The sequence below is a fragment of the Streptomyces sp. NPDC087420 genome (assembly GCF_044744165.1).
Taxonomy (GTDB): Bacteria; Actinomycetota; Actinomycetes; order Streptomycetales; family Streptomycetaceae; genus Streptomyces.
Genome location: NZ_JBIUXU010000024.1, coordinates 46,344 through 61,407, shown reverse-complemented (window position 1 = coordinate 61,407; position 15,064 = coordinate 46,344). Strand labels below are relative to the sequence as shown.

Sequence of the window (15,064 nt, the reverse complement as noted above, 5' to 3'; positions counted from 1 at the left end):
CGATCGCTCAGCATCAGTCAGATCCAACGGCGCAAGCTTCGGTCCCGGACGTACCATGACCCAACTATACGGGAATTTAAGACTCAGGATACTAGCGGGCCTCCGCCTTCTTCCACGGCCTCACGCCGAGCTTGCCGGTGGTTCCGAGGTCGAGGCCCGGGGTCACCATCACGGGGGCGGCGCCGGTCTTCGCGCGGACTCGTACGTACGGGACGTTCACGGAGGTGCCGAACTGGGTGGTGTTGCGCCACACCAGGCCCGCGGTCGCCGACTCGCCGGGCTTGAGGGTGACGGGCCGCGGCTGCTCGTCGGGGCCGGCGCCGGTGCTGATCTCGCCGCTGCCGTCGAGGATCTTGACGCCGTCGACGGGCTTCCGGTTGTCGTCCAGGAGCTCCAGCAGGGGGTAGCCCCCTACGGTGTAGGTGTCCGTACCGCAGTTGTCGAGGTGGAGGCCCACGACGCGCAGCCCCATGGCCGCGTCGCCCCGGTCGGCGCTGACCCGGATCCCCGAGGCGGGGCAGGTGCCCGGTTCGGCCGGGGCCTCGGCGGCGGGGACCTTGAGCACCTGGAATACCTTGGCCCCGGTCACCAGCGGCGCGGAGGAGGGCAGTTGGTCGGCCCGGACCGTGCCCCGCACGGTCTTCCCGGGGCCGACGTCGCGTACGGTCACGGTCTTGTTGCCCATGGACCCGCCGTCACCGCTCATGAAGGTGAAGATGACCGAGTAGGTCAGGGTCTCGGTGCCGTCGTTGGTGACCTCGTAGGCGGCGGAGATCCCCGAGTCCCCGGGGAGGCTTTCGGGGGAGACGAGGTAGTCGTTCGTGGGCGACGGAGAGGGCGCCGGGAGGGTCAGCGAGGTGATCCGTACACCGTCCTTGCCCGGATCGGTGACCTGCGTACGGGTCGACGGTACGGCGGGGCTCGCGACGCTGTTCCCGGCGCCCGCGCTCTCCGACCCGCAGGCCGCGAGCAGCGGGGCGATCGCGGCGAGAGCCGCCAGGAGAGGCGCGGTCGCCGCGAGGCGCGGGCGGAGAGGGGCGGGTCGTCTGCTCATCCGGTCATCTTCATGGGGGTGTTGGCCCCGCGCGCGTGGCGGAGGTCACAGTTCGGGTCACAGGGGTGTCACAAGTGGGGTGGCGTTGGGCGGCGTTGGCCGGTGGCGATGGGCGATTGGCGGTCGGCGGTCGGCGTCGGAAAGCCTTGGAAAGCTGTGGTGGGCGGTGGCGGCCCAGTGGTCCACTGTCTCGATGGATGACTGGACTTGGCTGGGACCGCCCCTGGACGTCCGACCGCTGTTCCCCGTCGAGCGAGGTGCCCTCGCCGACCTGCTGGCGGCGCTGGAACCCGACGAATGGGCCCGTCCGACGGTGTGCCCCGGCTGGACCGTGCGGGATGTGGCCGGCCACATCCTGCACGACTACGTCCGGCGCCTGTCGGCGGGCCGCGACCGGCACCCCGGACCGGAGTTCGGCTCCGGCGAGACCTTGGCGGCCTTCCTGGCGCGGACCAACGAGGACTTCGTCCGAACCGCGCGGCAGATCAGCCCTCGATTGCTCATCGACCTACTGGCCCATCTGGGAGCGCAGTTGGACGTCGAGTGGTCGGGGCGGGAGATGGGCGGTCCCGCCGGGGTGGACGTGGCCTGGGCGGCACCCGGACGGGAGGCACCGGCCTGGCTGGACATCGCCCGCGAATACTCGGAGCTGTGGGTCCACCAGCAGCAGATCCGCGACGCCGTGGGCCGGCCCGGCGCCACCGCGCCGCGGCTGCTCCACCCCGTGCTCGACACCTTCCTGCGCGCCCTTCCGCAGACCCTGCACCGGACCCCGGCACCGGTGGCCACGACGGTTCGCGTACGGGTACCCGGTCCGGCCGGCGGCCGGTGGACCGCCGTACGCCGCGCCGACCGCTGGACCCTGGACCACGACGCTCCTGCCCCGGCGGCGGGCGCGGACGCGGAGGCGGAGGTGGACGCGGAGGTGGTGATCGGCGCCGACACCCTGTGGCGCCTGGCCACCCGTGGCATCACCGTGCGGACAGCCCACGACCGGGCGACCACACGCGGGGACACGACCTTGTCGGACGCGGCGCTGGACATCGTCTCCATCGTCTGGGAACCGAGCCCCGAACAGCCCTGAGCAGCCGGGAACAGCAGCCGGGAACAGCAGCCCGGAACAACCGTCCGGAGCGGGTCAGGAGGTCAGGAGGTCCGGAGGTACTCCGCCAGCTTCCCCAGGAGGCGGGCGGCGCTGTCCAAGTCCTGGGCGGTGTCGGTCAGATCACCCGCGAGCAGCTTCTCCCGCGGCCCGTCCTGCCCCGCCCCCGTGGCGTCGGACTCCGGTCCGGGAACGGTCGTACCCCGGTAGCCGATGGGGGCCTCCCCGGCCGGACCGTAGTAGCCGATGAAGTCGGAGGCGGTGGCCGAGGGAGCCCTGCCGGGGCCCGCGAGGAGCTGGATCCGGCTGAGCTGGATCTCGTCGCCGCCGGCGTTGCCGGTGATGCGCAGCCGGTAGCGGCGGTACGACACGGTGTTGGCGAAGACGAAGGCCCTCGTCTCGAAGCGCTGTGTGAAGCCTTCACCGGTACGGGTGTCGAGTGTCGTCCACGTACCGCCGTCGTGCGAGCCCTGGAGGTGCCAGTCGCGCGGATCGCGGTCCGGGGAGTCGTTGGCGGTGGTCAGGCGGTACGACGCGACGGCGGCCGGGCGCTGGAGGGTGAAGTCCAGTTCGGCGGTGTCGTCGTGCACCAGCCACTTGGTCCGGGACGTGCGGAGCAGGTTCCGCGCGACCTCCCCTCCGGCCTCGAACTCGTCGCTCGCCTCGACACCGACGACCGTGTCGGTGATGTCGCGCAGTTCGCCGGGCGCCGCATGACCGTCCGGCGTCGCGACGGCGGCGGTCAGGGTGACCGAGGCCGCGTTCCCGCGCCGGTCGCTCCAGGTCACCCGCTCCACGGGCGCCCCCCGGCCGTCGTCGAGGAGGATGCGCAGCTCACCGGCGGGACGCCAGTCGCCGTCCCGCCCCTCCTCGGTGGAGAACCGGTGCGGCGGCACGTCCGTGGCGCCGTCGGGGTAGGCCCAGCGGTCGGTGAGCACGCCGCGGAACTCACCGAGCGCGCCGTCGGCGGCCCGGTGGTGACCGTGGAAGCCGGACATGTCCACCCGGAGCGCTATCGCCGTCTCCGCGCCGTCCGTCCCGCGCCAGGAGAGCTGCGCGGGAACCGCCCGGTCGCCCCGGTCGAGGTGGAAGAGCAGCCGCGAAGCGGGCTGCCACACGGTGGAGTCGACCGGGCGCTGCTCGGTGTCGAACGCGAAGACCGACCGCGTGCCCGCCCTGGCCGCCAGGGCGCGCCGGGCGCGGCCGGTGTCCTCGGCGGGGTCCAGGGTGACGGTGGTCACCCGGAGCAGCCCCTCCTCGCCGGCGGGGCTCCGTATCTCCAGGAGGTTGTCGCCCGGGGCCAGCAGTTCGCCCGGGAGGGACAGAACCCGGTCGACGGGCAGGCCCCTGTCCTGGGGAACGTCGTGCCCGCCGGCCTCGGCGAACGTGAGCCCCTCCACCACGGCCTTGCCGTTGAGCAGGACGTCCATGGGGACGCTCGCGCCGAGGGTCGTCACGGTGAGGACGGCCCCGGCCCCGGTGTCGCCGTCGGCTCCGGCCGCTCCGGTTGCCCCGGCGCCTTCACCGCGTCCCTCCGTCGTGAAGTCGAGCTTGATGTACCCGTCGGAGCCCACCGCGAGGTGCGAGGGCGCCACCGCGCACCGGTGGTACCCCACGACGGCGTTCGACAGCCGGGCCGGAGTGGTGGAGAAATCCGCGAAGACCGGTTCCATGAGCGTCCCTCAGTAAGCGAGCAGTGGTCCTGCGCTGACGGCCCGTGGACAACCCCCGTCCTCGGACACCACGAAGCTACCGGCACCCACTGACAACGCTCCGACGCGTCACGCCCCGACGTCACGCCCCGACCCGTCACACGGCGACCCGTCACGCCCCGACCCGTCACACGCCGACGGCGTCCCGGATCGGGGTGTCGTCATCCAGCTCGCCGCGGAGGGCGCCGAGGGCGAAGGCCACCATGGAGGCCAGGAGGAGGAGCGCGAGCGGCCCCCAGACCGCCGGGATCGCCCACATCGGCCAGTCGTTGGCCGCCTGGGCCCAGAGCGCCAGGATGGCGGTGGCACCCAGGCCGACGCCGTGCCACCGCACGACGGCCGCCGCTTTCGCGTGACGCCGGTTGCCGGGTACGAAGAGGGGCCACAGGCCCCCGACCAGGGCGGCCAGACCGAAGGAGACGGAGGCGAGGGCGCCGCCGAGGCGGTCCTCGGGCCACCCCAGGGGCCCGTCGGACGTCTGCTGCCGCCGTCCGTCCGCGTCCCGTACCTCGACCACCCGCCCGTGCCAGATCACGCCGACGACGTGGTCGCCCCGCTCCAACACCGACACCACGGGATCAGTCCGCGGGAAGGTCACCTTCCACGGCTCACCGGACGGCGGCGACAACTCCGCTTCCGGCGGCTCGTTCTTCTCGCCGCGGTGCGTGTCGGCCGTCCGTACGGTGAATTCCTGTTCCCACAGGCATCCCGACGCCTTCACAGGTACGGAGGCGCAGGTCGGCGCGGCACGGAACTCCCGTTCCCGGTCGAGCGCTTCGCGGATCTGAAAGGCCGACACCACCCCGAGGGGGAGAGCCACGGCAGCGATCACCAGCCATGCCACGGTCCGTATCACCTTGTGCTGTGCCGAGCCCATGTGTCCCCCTCGACCCTTTCCCCGAGCCTCCGTATGTCTATGGGAACACAGGGGCCCACGGCGGCCCATACCCGTCACCCACCCCTCACCGGCGTCACCCACCCCTCACCGGCGGCGCGCGCCCGATCCGGCGGCGGCCACGCCCCCCGTCTGTCGCGGCCTTCCTCCGTTTGTCGCCGGGCCCCTTCGGATTCGTCTGCGATCGGTAACACAGGGAGCCCGCAGGGGCGTTCGTGTGTCTTGATGGGTGCACGGCAGGGTGCACGGCATCGGCGGAATCAGCCCACAGGAACAGCCGGCGGAGACAACAAGGGGCGGGCGACATGGCACGGCACAAGCGCATGGGATGGCACAGCAGGGTTCTCGCGGCGGCGCTCGGGGTGACGGCGGCGGCCGTCGCCACCTCGATGTGGACCGTGCAGGCCGCCCCCGCGGGCGAGTCGAAGCCGCAGGCGCGCGTCTCGGCGCCGGACACCGGGGCCAAGGACCGTACCGTGGCCAAGGTGGCGGCGGACATCGCGCACGCCTCGGACCGCGGTGCCCGGGGCGTCAACATCACCATCGACGACGGACCGGACCCGGCCTGGACGCCGCAGGTGCTGCAACTGCTCGAGGACAACGACGTGAAGGCCACGTTCTGCATGGTGGGCACGCAGGCCAAGGCGTACCCGGACCTGGTCAAGGACGTCGTGGCCGCCGGGCACCGGCTGTGCAACCACACCGTCTCGCACGACACCACCATGGACACCAAGTCCGAGGCCTACCAGTCCCAGCAGATCCTGGACGCCGAGCGCATGATCACCGAGGCGTCCGGAGGCGTCCGGCCGCAGTACTACCGGGCTCCGGGCGGCGCCTTCACCCCGTACAGCCGGAAGCTCGCCGCGTCCCGGGGGATGCGGCCGCTGGGCTGGAACGTCGACTCCAAGGACTTCGAACGTCCCGGCGTGGACACCATGGTCGCCACCGTCCAGAGGGAGATCACCGAGGGGCCGACCGTCCTCTTCCACGACGCGGGAGGGGACCGCTCCCAGACCGTGGCGGCGCTGCGCGAGGTGCTGCCCTGGCTGAGGGAGCAGGGGTACTCCTTCGGTTTCCCCGTACGGTGAGTGTGACCCGCGCGGTGTGACACACGCACGCACGCACGCCTCCCTCCCTTCTCAGCGGATGAGTGAGCGGACTGTGGGCGCCAGCCGCAGGAGTTGGGGAGCCGCGGTCTGCGCCCGCTCGACGGCCGGGAGAATCTCGTTCCGTACGAGGGGATGGGCCGTCGTGTCGGCGAGGTGGCGGCGGTGAGCGTTCTCGTCCGGGTACGAGGTGAGGACGGCGACGACGTTCTCCCCGGTGCGGACCGGGAGCCTGGGGAAGGTGTTGGCCGCCGGCTCCGTGGTGAGGACCGCGAAGGGCGCGGGCCCTGTCCGCCGCAGGAGTGGGACGAGGCCGTCCTGGATCAGTTCGCCGCCGTGGTGGGTGCCGGGAGGGAAGTGCCACAGCGCGGCGGCCACGAAACGGTCCGGTGCCGCGGCGCCCGCCCGCCGCCGTCGGGACGGGTCCCTCGCGTCCATTGCGTCTGCCGCGTCTGCCGCGTCCGTCGCGTCCGTCGCGAAGCCGCGCCCGGCGGGCGAGGGCCGCAGCAGCAGGACGTTGTCGGAATCGACCATGGTGGCGTTGGCCTGGGGGCCGTACGCGGCCCAGACCGGCCCGCCGTAGAAGGCTGACAGAGCCTCCCGCCGGGCCTCCATGTCCGTGAAGCCGCGCAGCCAGACGAAACGGTCCGGGTGGTCGAGGTCGCGGAACTGGCCGAGCACGCTCATCCCGGCCTCCTCCTGCGTTTCGACGAACTCCCGCTCGAACAGCTCGATGAGCTCGTCCCGCCGGCCGGGGCGCAGGGTGTACTGGCGCAGCTCGATCACGGCGGGGTGGCCGGCGGGCTCGGTTCTGGACACAGCGGACTCCGTTCTTTCTCGTACCTCGTGGGCCGGGTGGACCGACCCCTCCCGACGGTAGGGCCCGGGTGTGCCAGGACCTGTCAGTGTTCCGGAGCAGAATCGGCGTATGCCCGCCCCCGACCGGTTGCTGCTGACCCTGCTGTTGCTCCAGACCCGTGGCCGCATGTCGGCCCGCCGGCTGGCCGACGAGTTGGGGGTCTCCGTACGTACGGCCTACCGCGACCTGGACCGTCTGCGGGCCACCGGGGTCCCGGTCTACGCCGAGCAGGGCCGCGCCGGCGGCTACCAACTGCTCGACGGTTACCGCACCCGCCTCACCGGGCTGAACGAGCGCGAGGCCCGGGTGCTGTTCCTCGCCGGACTGCCCACGCCCGCCGCCGATCTGGGTCTCGCCGACGAAGTGGCCGCGACGCGGCTGAAGTTGCTGGCCGCTCTGCCCGAAGGCATGCGCGAAGAGGCGACGCGGACGGACGCGGTGTTCCACCTGGACGCGCCGGGTTGGTACCGGGAGGCCGAGGCGACCCCGTATCTGCCCCTGCTCGTGGACGCGGTGTTCGGCCGGCGGGCGGTGGACGTGCGGTACCGCCGCTGGCGCGAACCGCGCGAGGTGGAACGCCGGTTGTGTCCCTACGGCGTGGTGCTCAAGTCCGGCACCTGGTACCTCGTGGCAGCGGCCGGGGGCCGCACCGCCACGTACCGGATCACCCACATCCTCGACGCGGTGCTGAGCGACGAGCGCTTCGAACGGCCGGAGGACTTCGTCCTGAGTGCGTACTGGTCGTCCTACCTGGACGACTTCGAATCGCGCCGTTACACGGGCACCGCCACCATCCGGCTCTCGCCGAGGGGCCGCGAGCGCCTGGCCGCCAACGTCCCTCCCGAGGTGGTACGGGCATGCGCCGCCACCGCGACCCCAGTGGGCGGTGACGGCTGGAGCGAGGCGGTCATCCCGACCGAGAGCACCGCGCACGCGTGCGGCGAGCTGCTACGACTCGGTGTCGACGTCGAGGTCGTCGCCCCGGAGGAGCTGCGCCGGGCCATGGCCGACGCGGTGGGCGTACTCGCGCGGACGTACGGACACCTCGGCCCCGGCGGGACGGAGGCGGGGGTGTCCGGGGTACGTGGCGCAGAGGCGCGAGATGCCTGAACGTCCGCGCCGGCGCGTCTGTAGGCGCGCGGCCACGTCGCTGTCAGGCCCGTTCCGCCCGTTCCGCCCGTTCGGCCCGCTCGGCCAGGCGGTTCACGGTGTCGGTCACTTCGGCTACCAGGGACTCGGTGTCCCCGACGGTGAGGCAGACCCCGCGAGCAGCCCCGGCCCGGCTGCGGGACCCCCGTACCGGACACCATTTGGCGGGATTTTGGTGAGGTTCTGGAGCGCTCCCCGAAGGTGAGTGAGTACGTCCGATCCGCCACTCCAGGAGGTAACCCATGAAGAAGATCCAGATCCGCAAGGCCGGTCCCGTCCGTCTGACGACCGCGGGCTGCTCCGTCTACCCGAGCGCCTGATCCAGGCTTAGGGCGGAAACGCCCTAGGGCGCACCGCCGTCCCGCAGACCACCGCGGGGCGGCGGCACCCGCCCGCCTCAGGGCGCGCGGCGGTACAGGGCGACCGGGGGCGGTCACGGAGAAGCGAGGGTGAGCGGTGCCGGAACAGACCACCAGCCAGGGCACGGGGAAACCGGTCCTCTTCCACCCGTTGGTCTATCTCGAAGACGGCGACGACGTGACGATCGGCCGCGCGGACATCGACTCGTACGCGGTCTTCCCGCCGGACGGCGCCCAACTCGTCCGCTGGCTCGAAGCCGGCGCGACCGCCGAAGAGGCCGCGGACCGCTACCGGCGCGCCTACGGCGAGAGCGCGGACGTCGAGGACGTCCTGGCGGCGCTGGAGGAGCTGGGCTTCACCAGGACCGCCGACGAAGCCCCGGTCGAGACCGCTCCTCTGCGGTGGACGCGCCTGAGCCGCGCGGTGTTCTCGCCGTACGCCTGGTTCTGCTACGCGGCGCTGGTGCTGGCGGCCGTGGTGATGATGGTGCGTTCGCCGAGCCTCGTGCCGACGTCGTACGACCTGGTCTTCAGCTCCTACTACTCCGTGGTCAATCTGACCCTGCTGGTCGCGGTCACCCCGCTGATCGCCCTGCACGAGATCTTCCACGCGCTGGCCGGACGCCGGCTCGGCATCCGCTCGCGCGTGTCGATGTCGTACCGCTTCTACTTCCTGGTGGTCGAGACCGCCCTCGACGGACTGGTGGCGGTGCCCCGGCGCAAGCGCTACCTGCCGATCCTCGCGGGCATGCTCGCCGATGTCCTGGTGCTGAGCGCGCTGGTGGTCCTCGCCGGTGTCCTCGGCGGGGCGGGCGCCGACCCGTCGCTGGGCGGCCGGATCTGCCTGAGCGTCGCCTTCGCCACCTTCACCCGTCTGCTGTGGCAGTTCTTCTTCTATCTGCGTACCGACATCTACGTGCTGATCACCACCGTGCTCGGCAACGTCGACCTGCACACCGTCGCGCTGAAGACGTTGCGCAACTGCTTCTTCCGCCTCGTCGGCCGGCGCGACCGGGTCACCGACCTCAGTACGGCGTATCCCGTGGACCTCAAGGCGGCCCGCTGGTACTCGTGGCTGGTGCTGGTCGGCTACACGATCAGTCTCAGCACCACGCTGTTCGCCCTGCTCCCGGTCTTCGTCCACATGTTCCTGGGCTCGGTCGAGCGCTTCGGCTCCGGGGAGTCGAGCGGTCTGCGCCTGCTGGACGCGGTGGGTTTCCTCGTCCTGTTGCTGGCGCAGATCCTGCTTCCGGTGTGGATCGCGTTCAGGGACCGCCGCGCGCGCCGCCGTTCCTCGTCCACCCACCTCACCGCCTGACGGCCCCCGCCGCCCGACGGCCCCTCACCGCCCGACGGCCCCCGCGCCCCGAGGCACAGACCATTCCGCCGCTCGAAAGGCAGGCTCATGAGCAGCCACTACTGGATACAGGCGCCGCTGCGGGCCGACCGTGACCGGCTGATCGCCGGCCTCGTGCTGCCGCCCGTCCTCGCGACGGTCAGCGCACACCGCCACCTGCGCGGGCCGTACACGGCGGTCGGTACGCTCCTGCGGCGGATCGCTCCGGAGACGCTGCGGCGCGACCCCGGCCTCGCGCAGCGCCACCGCATCGAACTCCAGGAGACGACACCCGAGTTGGCGGGCCTGGTGCCGGCGATTCTCCGTCCCCTGGAGGCGAACGCCACGGGGCCGGTCGCGCTCAGCCGGTACCCCGCGCGCCTGCACTCGCTGCGCGTCTGCCACGGTCTGGTCGACTTCATCGAGAGCCACCTCGGCGAGGCGGGCGGACAGGGGCCGGGGGACACCCCGTACACACTGGTCGTGACCGACGTCGAACACGCCGACCCCACCGACCAGGAGTTCCTGGCCGTGCTGCTCCGGCGGATTCCCGCGCGGCTGCTGACCGTTGTGGTCGCCACCGGCCTCGACACACCGCCCGAGCAGCCGGGCCCGGTCTCCGAGTCCCTGCCGCAGGCCCTCCTCGCTCACACCGAGCGGATCGTGTCGTCCGACGTAGCGCCCGCGTCCGACGTAGCGCCCGCGTCCAACGGGGTGTCGGCGTCCAACGGGGCCCTGCCCGCCCCGGACGACCTCGCCCTGGCCTTCGTCGAGTCCGACGGCGTCTCCGACGATACGGCGGTGCTTGCCGCGTACGAGGCCCTGGACCCGGCCCGGCGTACGGCGCTGCACGACGCGCGCGCCGCCGTACTGGCCGCCGCCGCCGAGGCGGAACCGTCGCTGCGGCTGGGCTCCCTGCCGTACCACCTGGAACGCGGCAGCGCTCGCTCCACCGATGGTGTCAAGGCGCTGCGCTGGGCCCAGACCCGCTGCAAGTACCTCGGTCTGTACGCGACCTCCGTCGAGTACGGCAGGCGCGGGCTGCTCCTGGTCGACCCGGAGCGACAGCCGGACTTCTGGTGGGAGTTCACGCGGGACACCGCGGTGTCGCTCGCCGCGGCCGGCCGTGCGGACGAGTCCGCGGCGCTCCAGGACGAGGCACGGCGGATCACCTTCGACCCGTCCGTGCACATGAAGCTCGCGTACGAGACCGGCATGCTCTACGCCCGCCACTTCGGCCCGGAGAAGCGGGACCCGGCCGTGGCCCGGGCCTGGATCAACCAGGCGATCGCCATCGCGTCGATCCTGGAGGACCCGCGGGAGCGGACGTTCTTCTCCGTCTTCAACCGCAACGGACTCGCCCTCGTCGCCACCCGCACCGGCGGCATCGACGAGGCGCTGCGGCTGCTCGACGAGGGGATCGAGCGGCTGGACAAGGAACTCGGCCTCGGCGAGCGCAGTTGGCACCGGGTGGGCCTGCGGTACAACCGCGCCCAGGCCAACGCGATGAGCGGCCGGCTGGACGACGCGCTGGCGGACTACGCGGTCGTCATGGAATTCGACGACTCGTTCTCCGACCACTACTTCAACCGCGGCAACATCCTGCGCCGCCTGGGCCGTACCGAGGAGGCGCTGGCCGACTACGAGCACGCGCTGACCCTGGAACCGCCCTTCCCCGAGGGCCACTACAACTGCGGGGACGCCCGGTTGGAGCTGGGCGACATCACCGGCGCGCTCGCCGAGTTCGACCGTACGCTGGTCCTCGACCCCCGCAACACCGACGCGTTGCTGAACCGGGCGGGGGTGCACGCCGAACTGGGCGACGAGGAGTCCGCACTGCGCGACGTGGCGACGGGCCTCGAACTGGACCCCGGCAACGCCCAGTTGCTCTCTCTCAAGGGCCGGCTGCTGGCCGAGCGGGGTGAGGCGGAATCCGCGCTCGACGCGCTCGCCGCGGCCCTGGAGAGCGATCCGGCTCTGTCGGAGGCGTGGGCGGTCAAGGCGGAGATCGCCTTCGGCGCCGGCGATCTGGAGACGGCCGCGGCCGACTTCGACCGGGCGATCGGGCTCGGCGGCGGGATCGAGATCCGGTACAACCGGGGTCTGGTGTACGAGGCGGCGGGCCGTTTCGCCGAGGCCGCGAGCGACTTCGAGGCGGTGCTGGCGGAGACCGACGACGAGGACGCCCGCGCCCACCGCGCCTCGTGCCTGCGGGGCGAGCGGGCCGGAGTGTAGGGCGGACAGGCTCCAGGAGAGGCTCCAGGACACGCCTTACGACACGCCTTACGACACGCCTTACGACACGTCTTAGGAAACGCTTTAGGACACGCCGCCGGACGGACGCGGCGGGATCGGGGCCCGGAACCCCCCCGATCCCGCCGCGTCCGTCCGGCTCTGTCATCGGCAGCGCGGATGCCCCGTCCCGTACGGCTCACGGCCTTCCAGGGCGGCGAGTTGGGCCGCCTTGAGGCCGGGTCCCGGCTCGATGCCCAGCTCGGCGATCATCATGCCGCGCACCCGGGCGTAGACCATGAGCGCGTCGGCGCGGCGGCCGACTCGGCACAGGGCGCGGATCAGCTGCTCGTGGAACGACTCCCGCAGCGGGTGGGAGGCGCACAACTCGTGGAGTTCGCTGATGACATCGACGACCTCGTGACTTCTGCCGCGGCACAGGACGACGTCGATGTAGTCGCCGAGTGCCGACAGGTGTTCCTCCTCCAGGCGCACTCGGTACGAGCCGAGTCGGCCGGAGTGTTCCATGCCGGAGAACGGACGCCCGCGCCAGAGCGCCAGGGCCTGTCTGAGTGCCACTCCCGCCTGCTGACATCGCCCGGCGGCCAGGTGGCGGCGGCCGGCCGAGGTGAGGGAGCGGAAGCGGTCGAGGTCCAGTTCGCCCGGCGCCAGCCGCATCTGGTAGCCGCCCGCCTCGGTGCTCAGCAGCGGGTGGTGCCGGGGGTCACGGGACGCCGCGCCGTGCGCGGGGTCCAGGGCGCGGCGCAGGCCGGACACGTACATCTGAAGGGTCGCGCCGGCGGCCTGCGGCGGGCGCTCCCCCCACAGCCCCTCGATCAGCCGGTCGGTCGGGACGGGAGAGTTGGCGGAGAGCAGTAACAGGACGAGCAGAGCCCGCTGCTTGAGGGCGCTGGGCGTGCACAGCCGGCCGTCCTGGTACATCGCCACCGGCCCCAGCACGAAATAGCGCGGGCCTTGCGTTTCGTGTGAAGCGACGATTCCTGGTGACGCTGAGGTGAGCTGACTGACCACGGCAGGTCTCCGAATTCTGTGTCATCTGACTGATCGTTCCGACAGAGCTGATATCGTCCTTGTTTCGCGCGCGTGACGCGCGTAGAAAAAACGTCGGATCGCATGTTTGCCGCAGGAGTGGGGCGCATCGTGCACCAGACGGATTCCGGGTGGGCAAGGGCCATTGAGGGGATCTGTTGCGGTGCCATTTCGACACCATGACCAGTGGCGTTCATCCGGCGGCCGAAAGGCGAGCCGACGTACTTTGTACGGGGTAAAGCCTCCCCAGAATGGGGTGCTTTCTTACGACCTTTCGACGGGAGCAAACCCTTCCAGGAACCGGCTATGCGGCACAGCTGGATTCAGGACAAAAGAAGGGTTGAGGCCCCCCTCTCGGCGGGGGTGGCCGACTGGCTGGTCAGGACGGGTCGGCGCGGTTCCGGGTTGGCCGGTTCGGTCGCCGTCTGTCGGCGTGGAGCCTTCCCGCCCAGCCCATGGATGCCATGGATACCCGCTCGAATGGGCGTGTTGTGAACTTGACAGACCTCCACCGAAAGTGCGGTGACCGGCAGGTCGGCGAGCCGCTGCCCCTCGGTCCTATGGTCGTCACCGAGGCGCTTTTTGGCGACTCTGCAGCCCAGTTCGAGCGAAGCTCGAGTTTGGTACGGCACAGGCACGGCACGGGCCCGGCACAGCCCGGCGGCTCGGCGATCCGCACATCCGCCACCCGCTGCTCACCGCCGATCGACCCCCCGCCCCCTAAAGTGCGGAGTGGCCGCGTTCGTACCGCGCGGACCTGAACGCTCGAAAGGGAAACCGTCGTGAAGACCTTCACCATGCCCGGCACCGACATCCTCGCCCCGAACGTCGTGCTCGGCCTGATGCGTATCACCGACAAGACGGACGACGAGATCCGCGAACTCGTCCGCACCGCGCGCGACGCGGGCATCGACTTCCTCGACCACGCGGACGTCTACGGCGGCGAGTTGCACCACTGTGAGCGCCGCTTCGCCGAGGCGATGGCGCTGACCCCGTCGCAGCGCGACGAGATCACGATCCAGACCAAGGCGGGAATCGTCACGGACGGGCCGTACTACGACTTCTCCTACGAGCACATCGTCAAATCGGTCGAGGGCTCCCTCGCGGCCCTGGGGACCGACCGCATCGACATCCTGCTGCTGCACCGCCCCGACGCGCTGGTCGAGCCCGAGGAGGTCGCCCGCGCCTTCGACGAGCTCGAATCCGCCGGCAAGGTGCGCGCTTTCGGTGTCTCGAACCAGACGCCGCGCCAGATCGACCTGCTGCGCAAGTACGTACGCCAGCCCCTCGTGGCCAACCAGCTCCAGCTGTCGATCACCCATGAGCCGATCATCGCCCAGGGGGTCTCCACGAACATGCTCGCGGAGCAGCAGTCGGTCACGCTCGACGGCGGAGGGATCGTCGACTACTGCCGTCTGCACGACATCACCATCCAGGCGTGGTCCCCCTTCCAGGCCGGCTTCTTCACGGGCGTCTTCCTCGGCTCGCCGGACTACCCCGAGCTCAACGCCGTCATCGACCGTCTCGCGGGCCAGTACGACGTCCCCGCCATCGCGATCGCGACCGCCTGGATCACCCGCCACCCCGCGCAGATGCAGGTCGTGCTGGGCACCACCAGCCCGGAGCGCGTCGCGGGCGCGGCCCAGGGCTCCGAACTCCCCCTCACCCGGGCCGAGTGGTACGAACTGTTCCGCGCCGCGGGCCACCTCGTCCCCTGAGTCCGGACGCGCGGCGGGAGCGCCGGGGCACGGCGGGTGCCGCACCGTAGGTGCCGGGTTGTAGGACCGGGTTCCGTGGCGCGCGTGGATCAGGACGAAGCGGCGGGGGCGTCAGGGGGCGGGGAGGCGGGGGAGCCGTTCCAGCGGAGGGTGACGTCGAGGTGGGCGCCGGCGTTGGAGCTGGCGATGACCCCGCCCAGTTTGGCGTCCAGGACGACGCCGAAGGTGACTTCGACCTCGTCGGGGCGGTGGGCGAGGGTACGGAACCCGTCGATCACCTCGACGGCGGCACCGGTGATCGGGGCCAGGGCCTCGCGAAGGCTCTGGCGCGCGGCTTCCAGGTGGCGGCCGAGGCCGACCGCTCCCGTGCCGGCCCGGGCGGGAAGTGCCACGAGGACGACGGTTCCGTCGGCGAGGGTGAACTGGACGGCGTCTGGCATGAGATTCCTAGGGTGAGGCGGCGTCGGGGATTCAGGGGATTCAGGGATTCAG

12 protein-coding genes are annotated in these 15,064 nt (G+C 71.5%); 6 read left to right on the top strand and 6 right to left on the bottom strand.

The genetic code is table 11. The features are described from left to right. Window positions 1-91: 91 nt before the first annotated feature. A complete protein-coding gene (locus tag ACIO1C_RS34670) occupies window positions 92-1,054 on the bottom strand; it encodes a DUF4232 domain-containing protein (RefSeq protein ID WP_401871494.1) in 963 nt (320 codons plus the stop codon). 193 nt (window positions 1,055-1,247) lie between these two features. Between ACIO1C_RS34670 and ACIO1C_RS34665 the strand changes: the two genes are divergently transcribed. Then, a complete protein-coding gene (locus tag ACIO1C_RS34665; protein ID WP_401871492.1) occupies window positions 1,248-2,138 on the top strand; it encodes a maleylpyruvate isomerase family mycothiol-dependent enzyme in 891 nt (296 codons plus the stop codon). A gap of 62 nt (window positions 2,139-2,200) precedes the next feature. Here ACIO1C_RS34665 and ACIO1C_RS34660 read toward each other — a convergent pair whose 3' ends face one another. Together ACIO1C_RS34660 and ACIO1C_RS34655 are read right to left on the bottom strand one after the other, a co-directional pair. Further along, complete coding sequence (locus ACIO1C_RS34660) at window positions 2,201-3,829, bottom strand: discoidin domain-containing protein (RefSeq protein WP_401871489.1); 1,629 nt, start codon at window positions 3,827-3,829, stop codon at window positions 2,201-2,203. 166 nt (window positions 3,830-3,995) lie between these two features. Then, window positions 3,996-4,745, bottom strand: a complete 750-nt coding sequence (locus ACIO1C_RS34655; protein WP_401871486.1) for a hypothetical protein — start codon at window positions 4,743-4,745, stop codon at window positions 3,996-3,998. 323 nt (window positions 4,746-5,068) lie between these two features. On the opposite strand from ACIO1C_RS34655, the gene ACIO1C_RS34650 reads away from it, so the two are divergent. Beyond that, window positions 5,069-5,851: a polysaccharide deacetylase family protein gene (locus ACIO1C_RS34650; RefSeq protein WP_401871485.1), complete on the top strand. Its 783-nt coding sequence runs from the start codon at window positions 5,069-5,071 to the stop codon at window positions 5,849-5,851. Between the two features lie 51 nt (window positions 5,852-5,902). On the opposite strand, the gene ACIO1C_RS34645 is transcribed toward ACIO1C_RS34650, so the two are convergent. Beyond that, window positions 5,903-6,688, bottom strand: a complete 786-nt coding sequence (locus tag ACIO1C_RS34645) for an NIPSNAP family protein (protein WP_401871482.1) — start codon at window positions 6,686-6,688, stop codon at window positions 5,903-5,905. A 109-nt stretch (window positions 6,689-6,797) separates the two neighbouring features. On the opposite strand from ACIO1C_RS34645, the gene ACIO1C_RS34640 reads away from it, so the two are divergent. The 3 genes from ACIO1C_RS34640 to ACIO1C_RS34630 all read left to right on the top strand — a co-directional run bounded on the left by ACIO1C_RS34640 (window position 6,798) and on the right by ACIO1C_RS34630 (window position 11,807). Continuing rightward, window positions 6,798-7,838 (top strand): helix-turn-helix transcriptional regulator, encoded by a 1,041-nt coding sequence (locus tag ACIO1C_RS34640; protein ID WP_401871479.1) that lies wholly within the window; start codon window positions 6,798-6,800, stop codon window positions 7,836-7,838. A 495-nt stretch (window positions 7,839-8,333) separates the two neighbouring features. After that, complete coding sequence (locus tag ACIO1C_RS34635; RefSeq protein ID WP_401871476.1) at window positions 8,334-9,554, top strand: hypothetical protein; 1,221 nt, start codon at window positions 8,334-8,336, stop codon at window positions 9,552-9,554. An 87-nt stretch (window positions 9,555-9,641) separates the two neighbouring features. Continuing rightward, on the top strand, window positions 9,642-11,807 hold the full coding sequence (locus ACIO1C_RS34630) for a tetratricopeptide repeat protein (RefSeq protein WP_401871473.1): 2,166 nt from the start codon (window positions 9,642-9,644) through the stop codon (window positions 11,805-11,807). Window positions 11,808-11,969: 162 nt separating this feature from the next. Here the strand turns inward: ACIO1C_RS34630 and ACIO1C_RS34625 are convergent, their stop codons facing one another. Further along, the gene (locus ACIO1C_RS34625) at window positions 11,970-12,746 is read right to left on the bottom strand and encodes a BTAD domain-containing putative transcriptional regulator (protein ID WP_401871497.1); all 777 of its coding nucleotides are present in this window, start codon (window positions 12,744-12,746) and stop codon (window positions 11,970-11,972) included. 890 nt (window positions 12,747-13,636) lie between these two features. Here ACIO1C_RS34625 and ACIO1C_RS34620 point away from each other — a divergent pair. Continuing rightward, window positions 13,637-14,572: an aldo/keto reductase family oxidoreductase gene (locus ACIO1C_RS34620; RefSeq protein WP_401871470.1), complete on the top strand. Its 936-nt coding sequence runs from the start codon at window positions 13,637-13,639 to the stop codon at window positions 14,570-14,572. Window positions 14,573-14,661: 89 nt separating this feature from the next. On the opposite strand, the gene ACIO1C_RS34615 is transcribed toward ACIO1C_RS34620, so the two are convergent. After that, window positions 14,662-15,012: a CU044_2847 family protein gene (locus ACIO1C_RS34615; protein WP_401871467.1), complete on the bottom strand. Its 351-nt coding sequence runs from the start codon at window positions 15,010-15,012 to the stop codon at window positions 14,662-14,664. Window positions 15,013-15,064 lie beyond the last annotated feature (52 nt).

Coding starts and splice junctions, on each gene's coding strand:
- ACIO1C_RS34670 (WP_401871494.1), bottom strand. CDS start 1,054: ATGAGCAGACGACCCGCCCCTCTCCGCCCGCGCCTCGCGGCGACCGCG.
- ACIO1C_RS34665 (WP_401871492.1), top strand. CDS start 1,248: ATGGATGACTGGACTTGGCTGGGACCGCCCCTGGACGTCCGACCGCTG.
- ACIO1C_RS34660 (WP_401871489.1), bottom strand. CDS start 3,829: ATGGAACCGGTCTTCGCGGATTTCTCCACCACTCCGGCCCGGCTGTCG.
- ACIO1C_RS34655 (WP_401871486.1), bottom strand. CDS start 4,745: ATGGGCTCGGCACAGCACAAGGTGATACGGACCGTGGCATGGCTGGTG.
- ACIO1C_RS34650 (WP_401871485.1), top strand. CDS start 5,069: ATGGCACGGCACAAGCGCATGGGATGGCACAGCAGGGTTCTCGCGGCG.
- ACIO1C_RS34640 (WP_401871479.1), top strand. CDS start 6,798: ATGCCCGCCCCCGACCGGTTGCTGCTGACCCTGCTGTTGCTCCAGACC.
- ACIO1C_RS34630 (WP_401871473.1), top strand. CDS start 9,642: ATGAGCAGCCACTACTGGATACAGGCGCCGCTGCGGGCCGACCGTGAC.
- ACIO1C_RS34625 (WP_401871497.1), bottom strand. CDS start 12,746: ATGTACCAGGACGGCCGGCTGTGCACGCCCAGCGCCCTCAAGCAGCGG.
- ACIO1C_RS34615 (WP_401871467.1), bottom strand. CDS start 15,012: ATGCCAGACGCCGTCCAGTTCACCCTCGCCGACGGAACCGTCGTCCTC.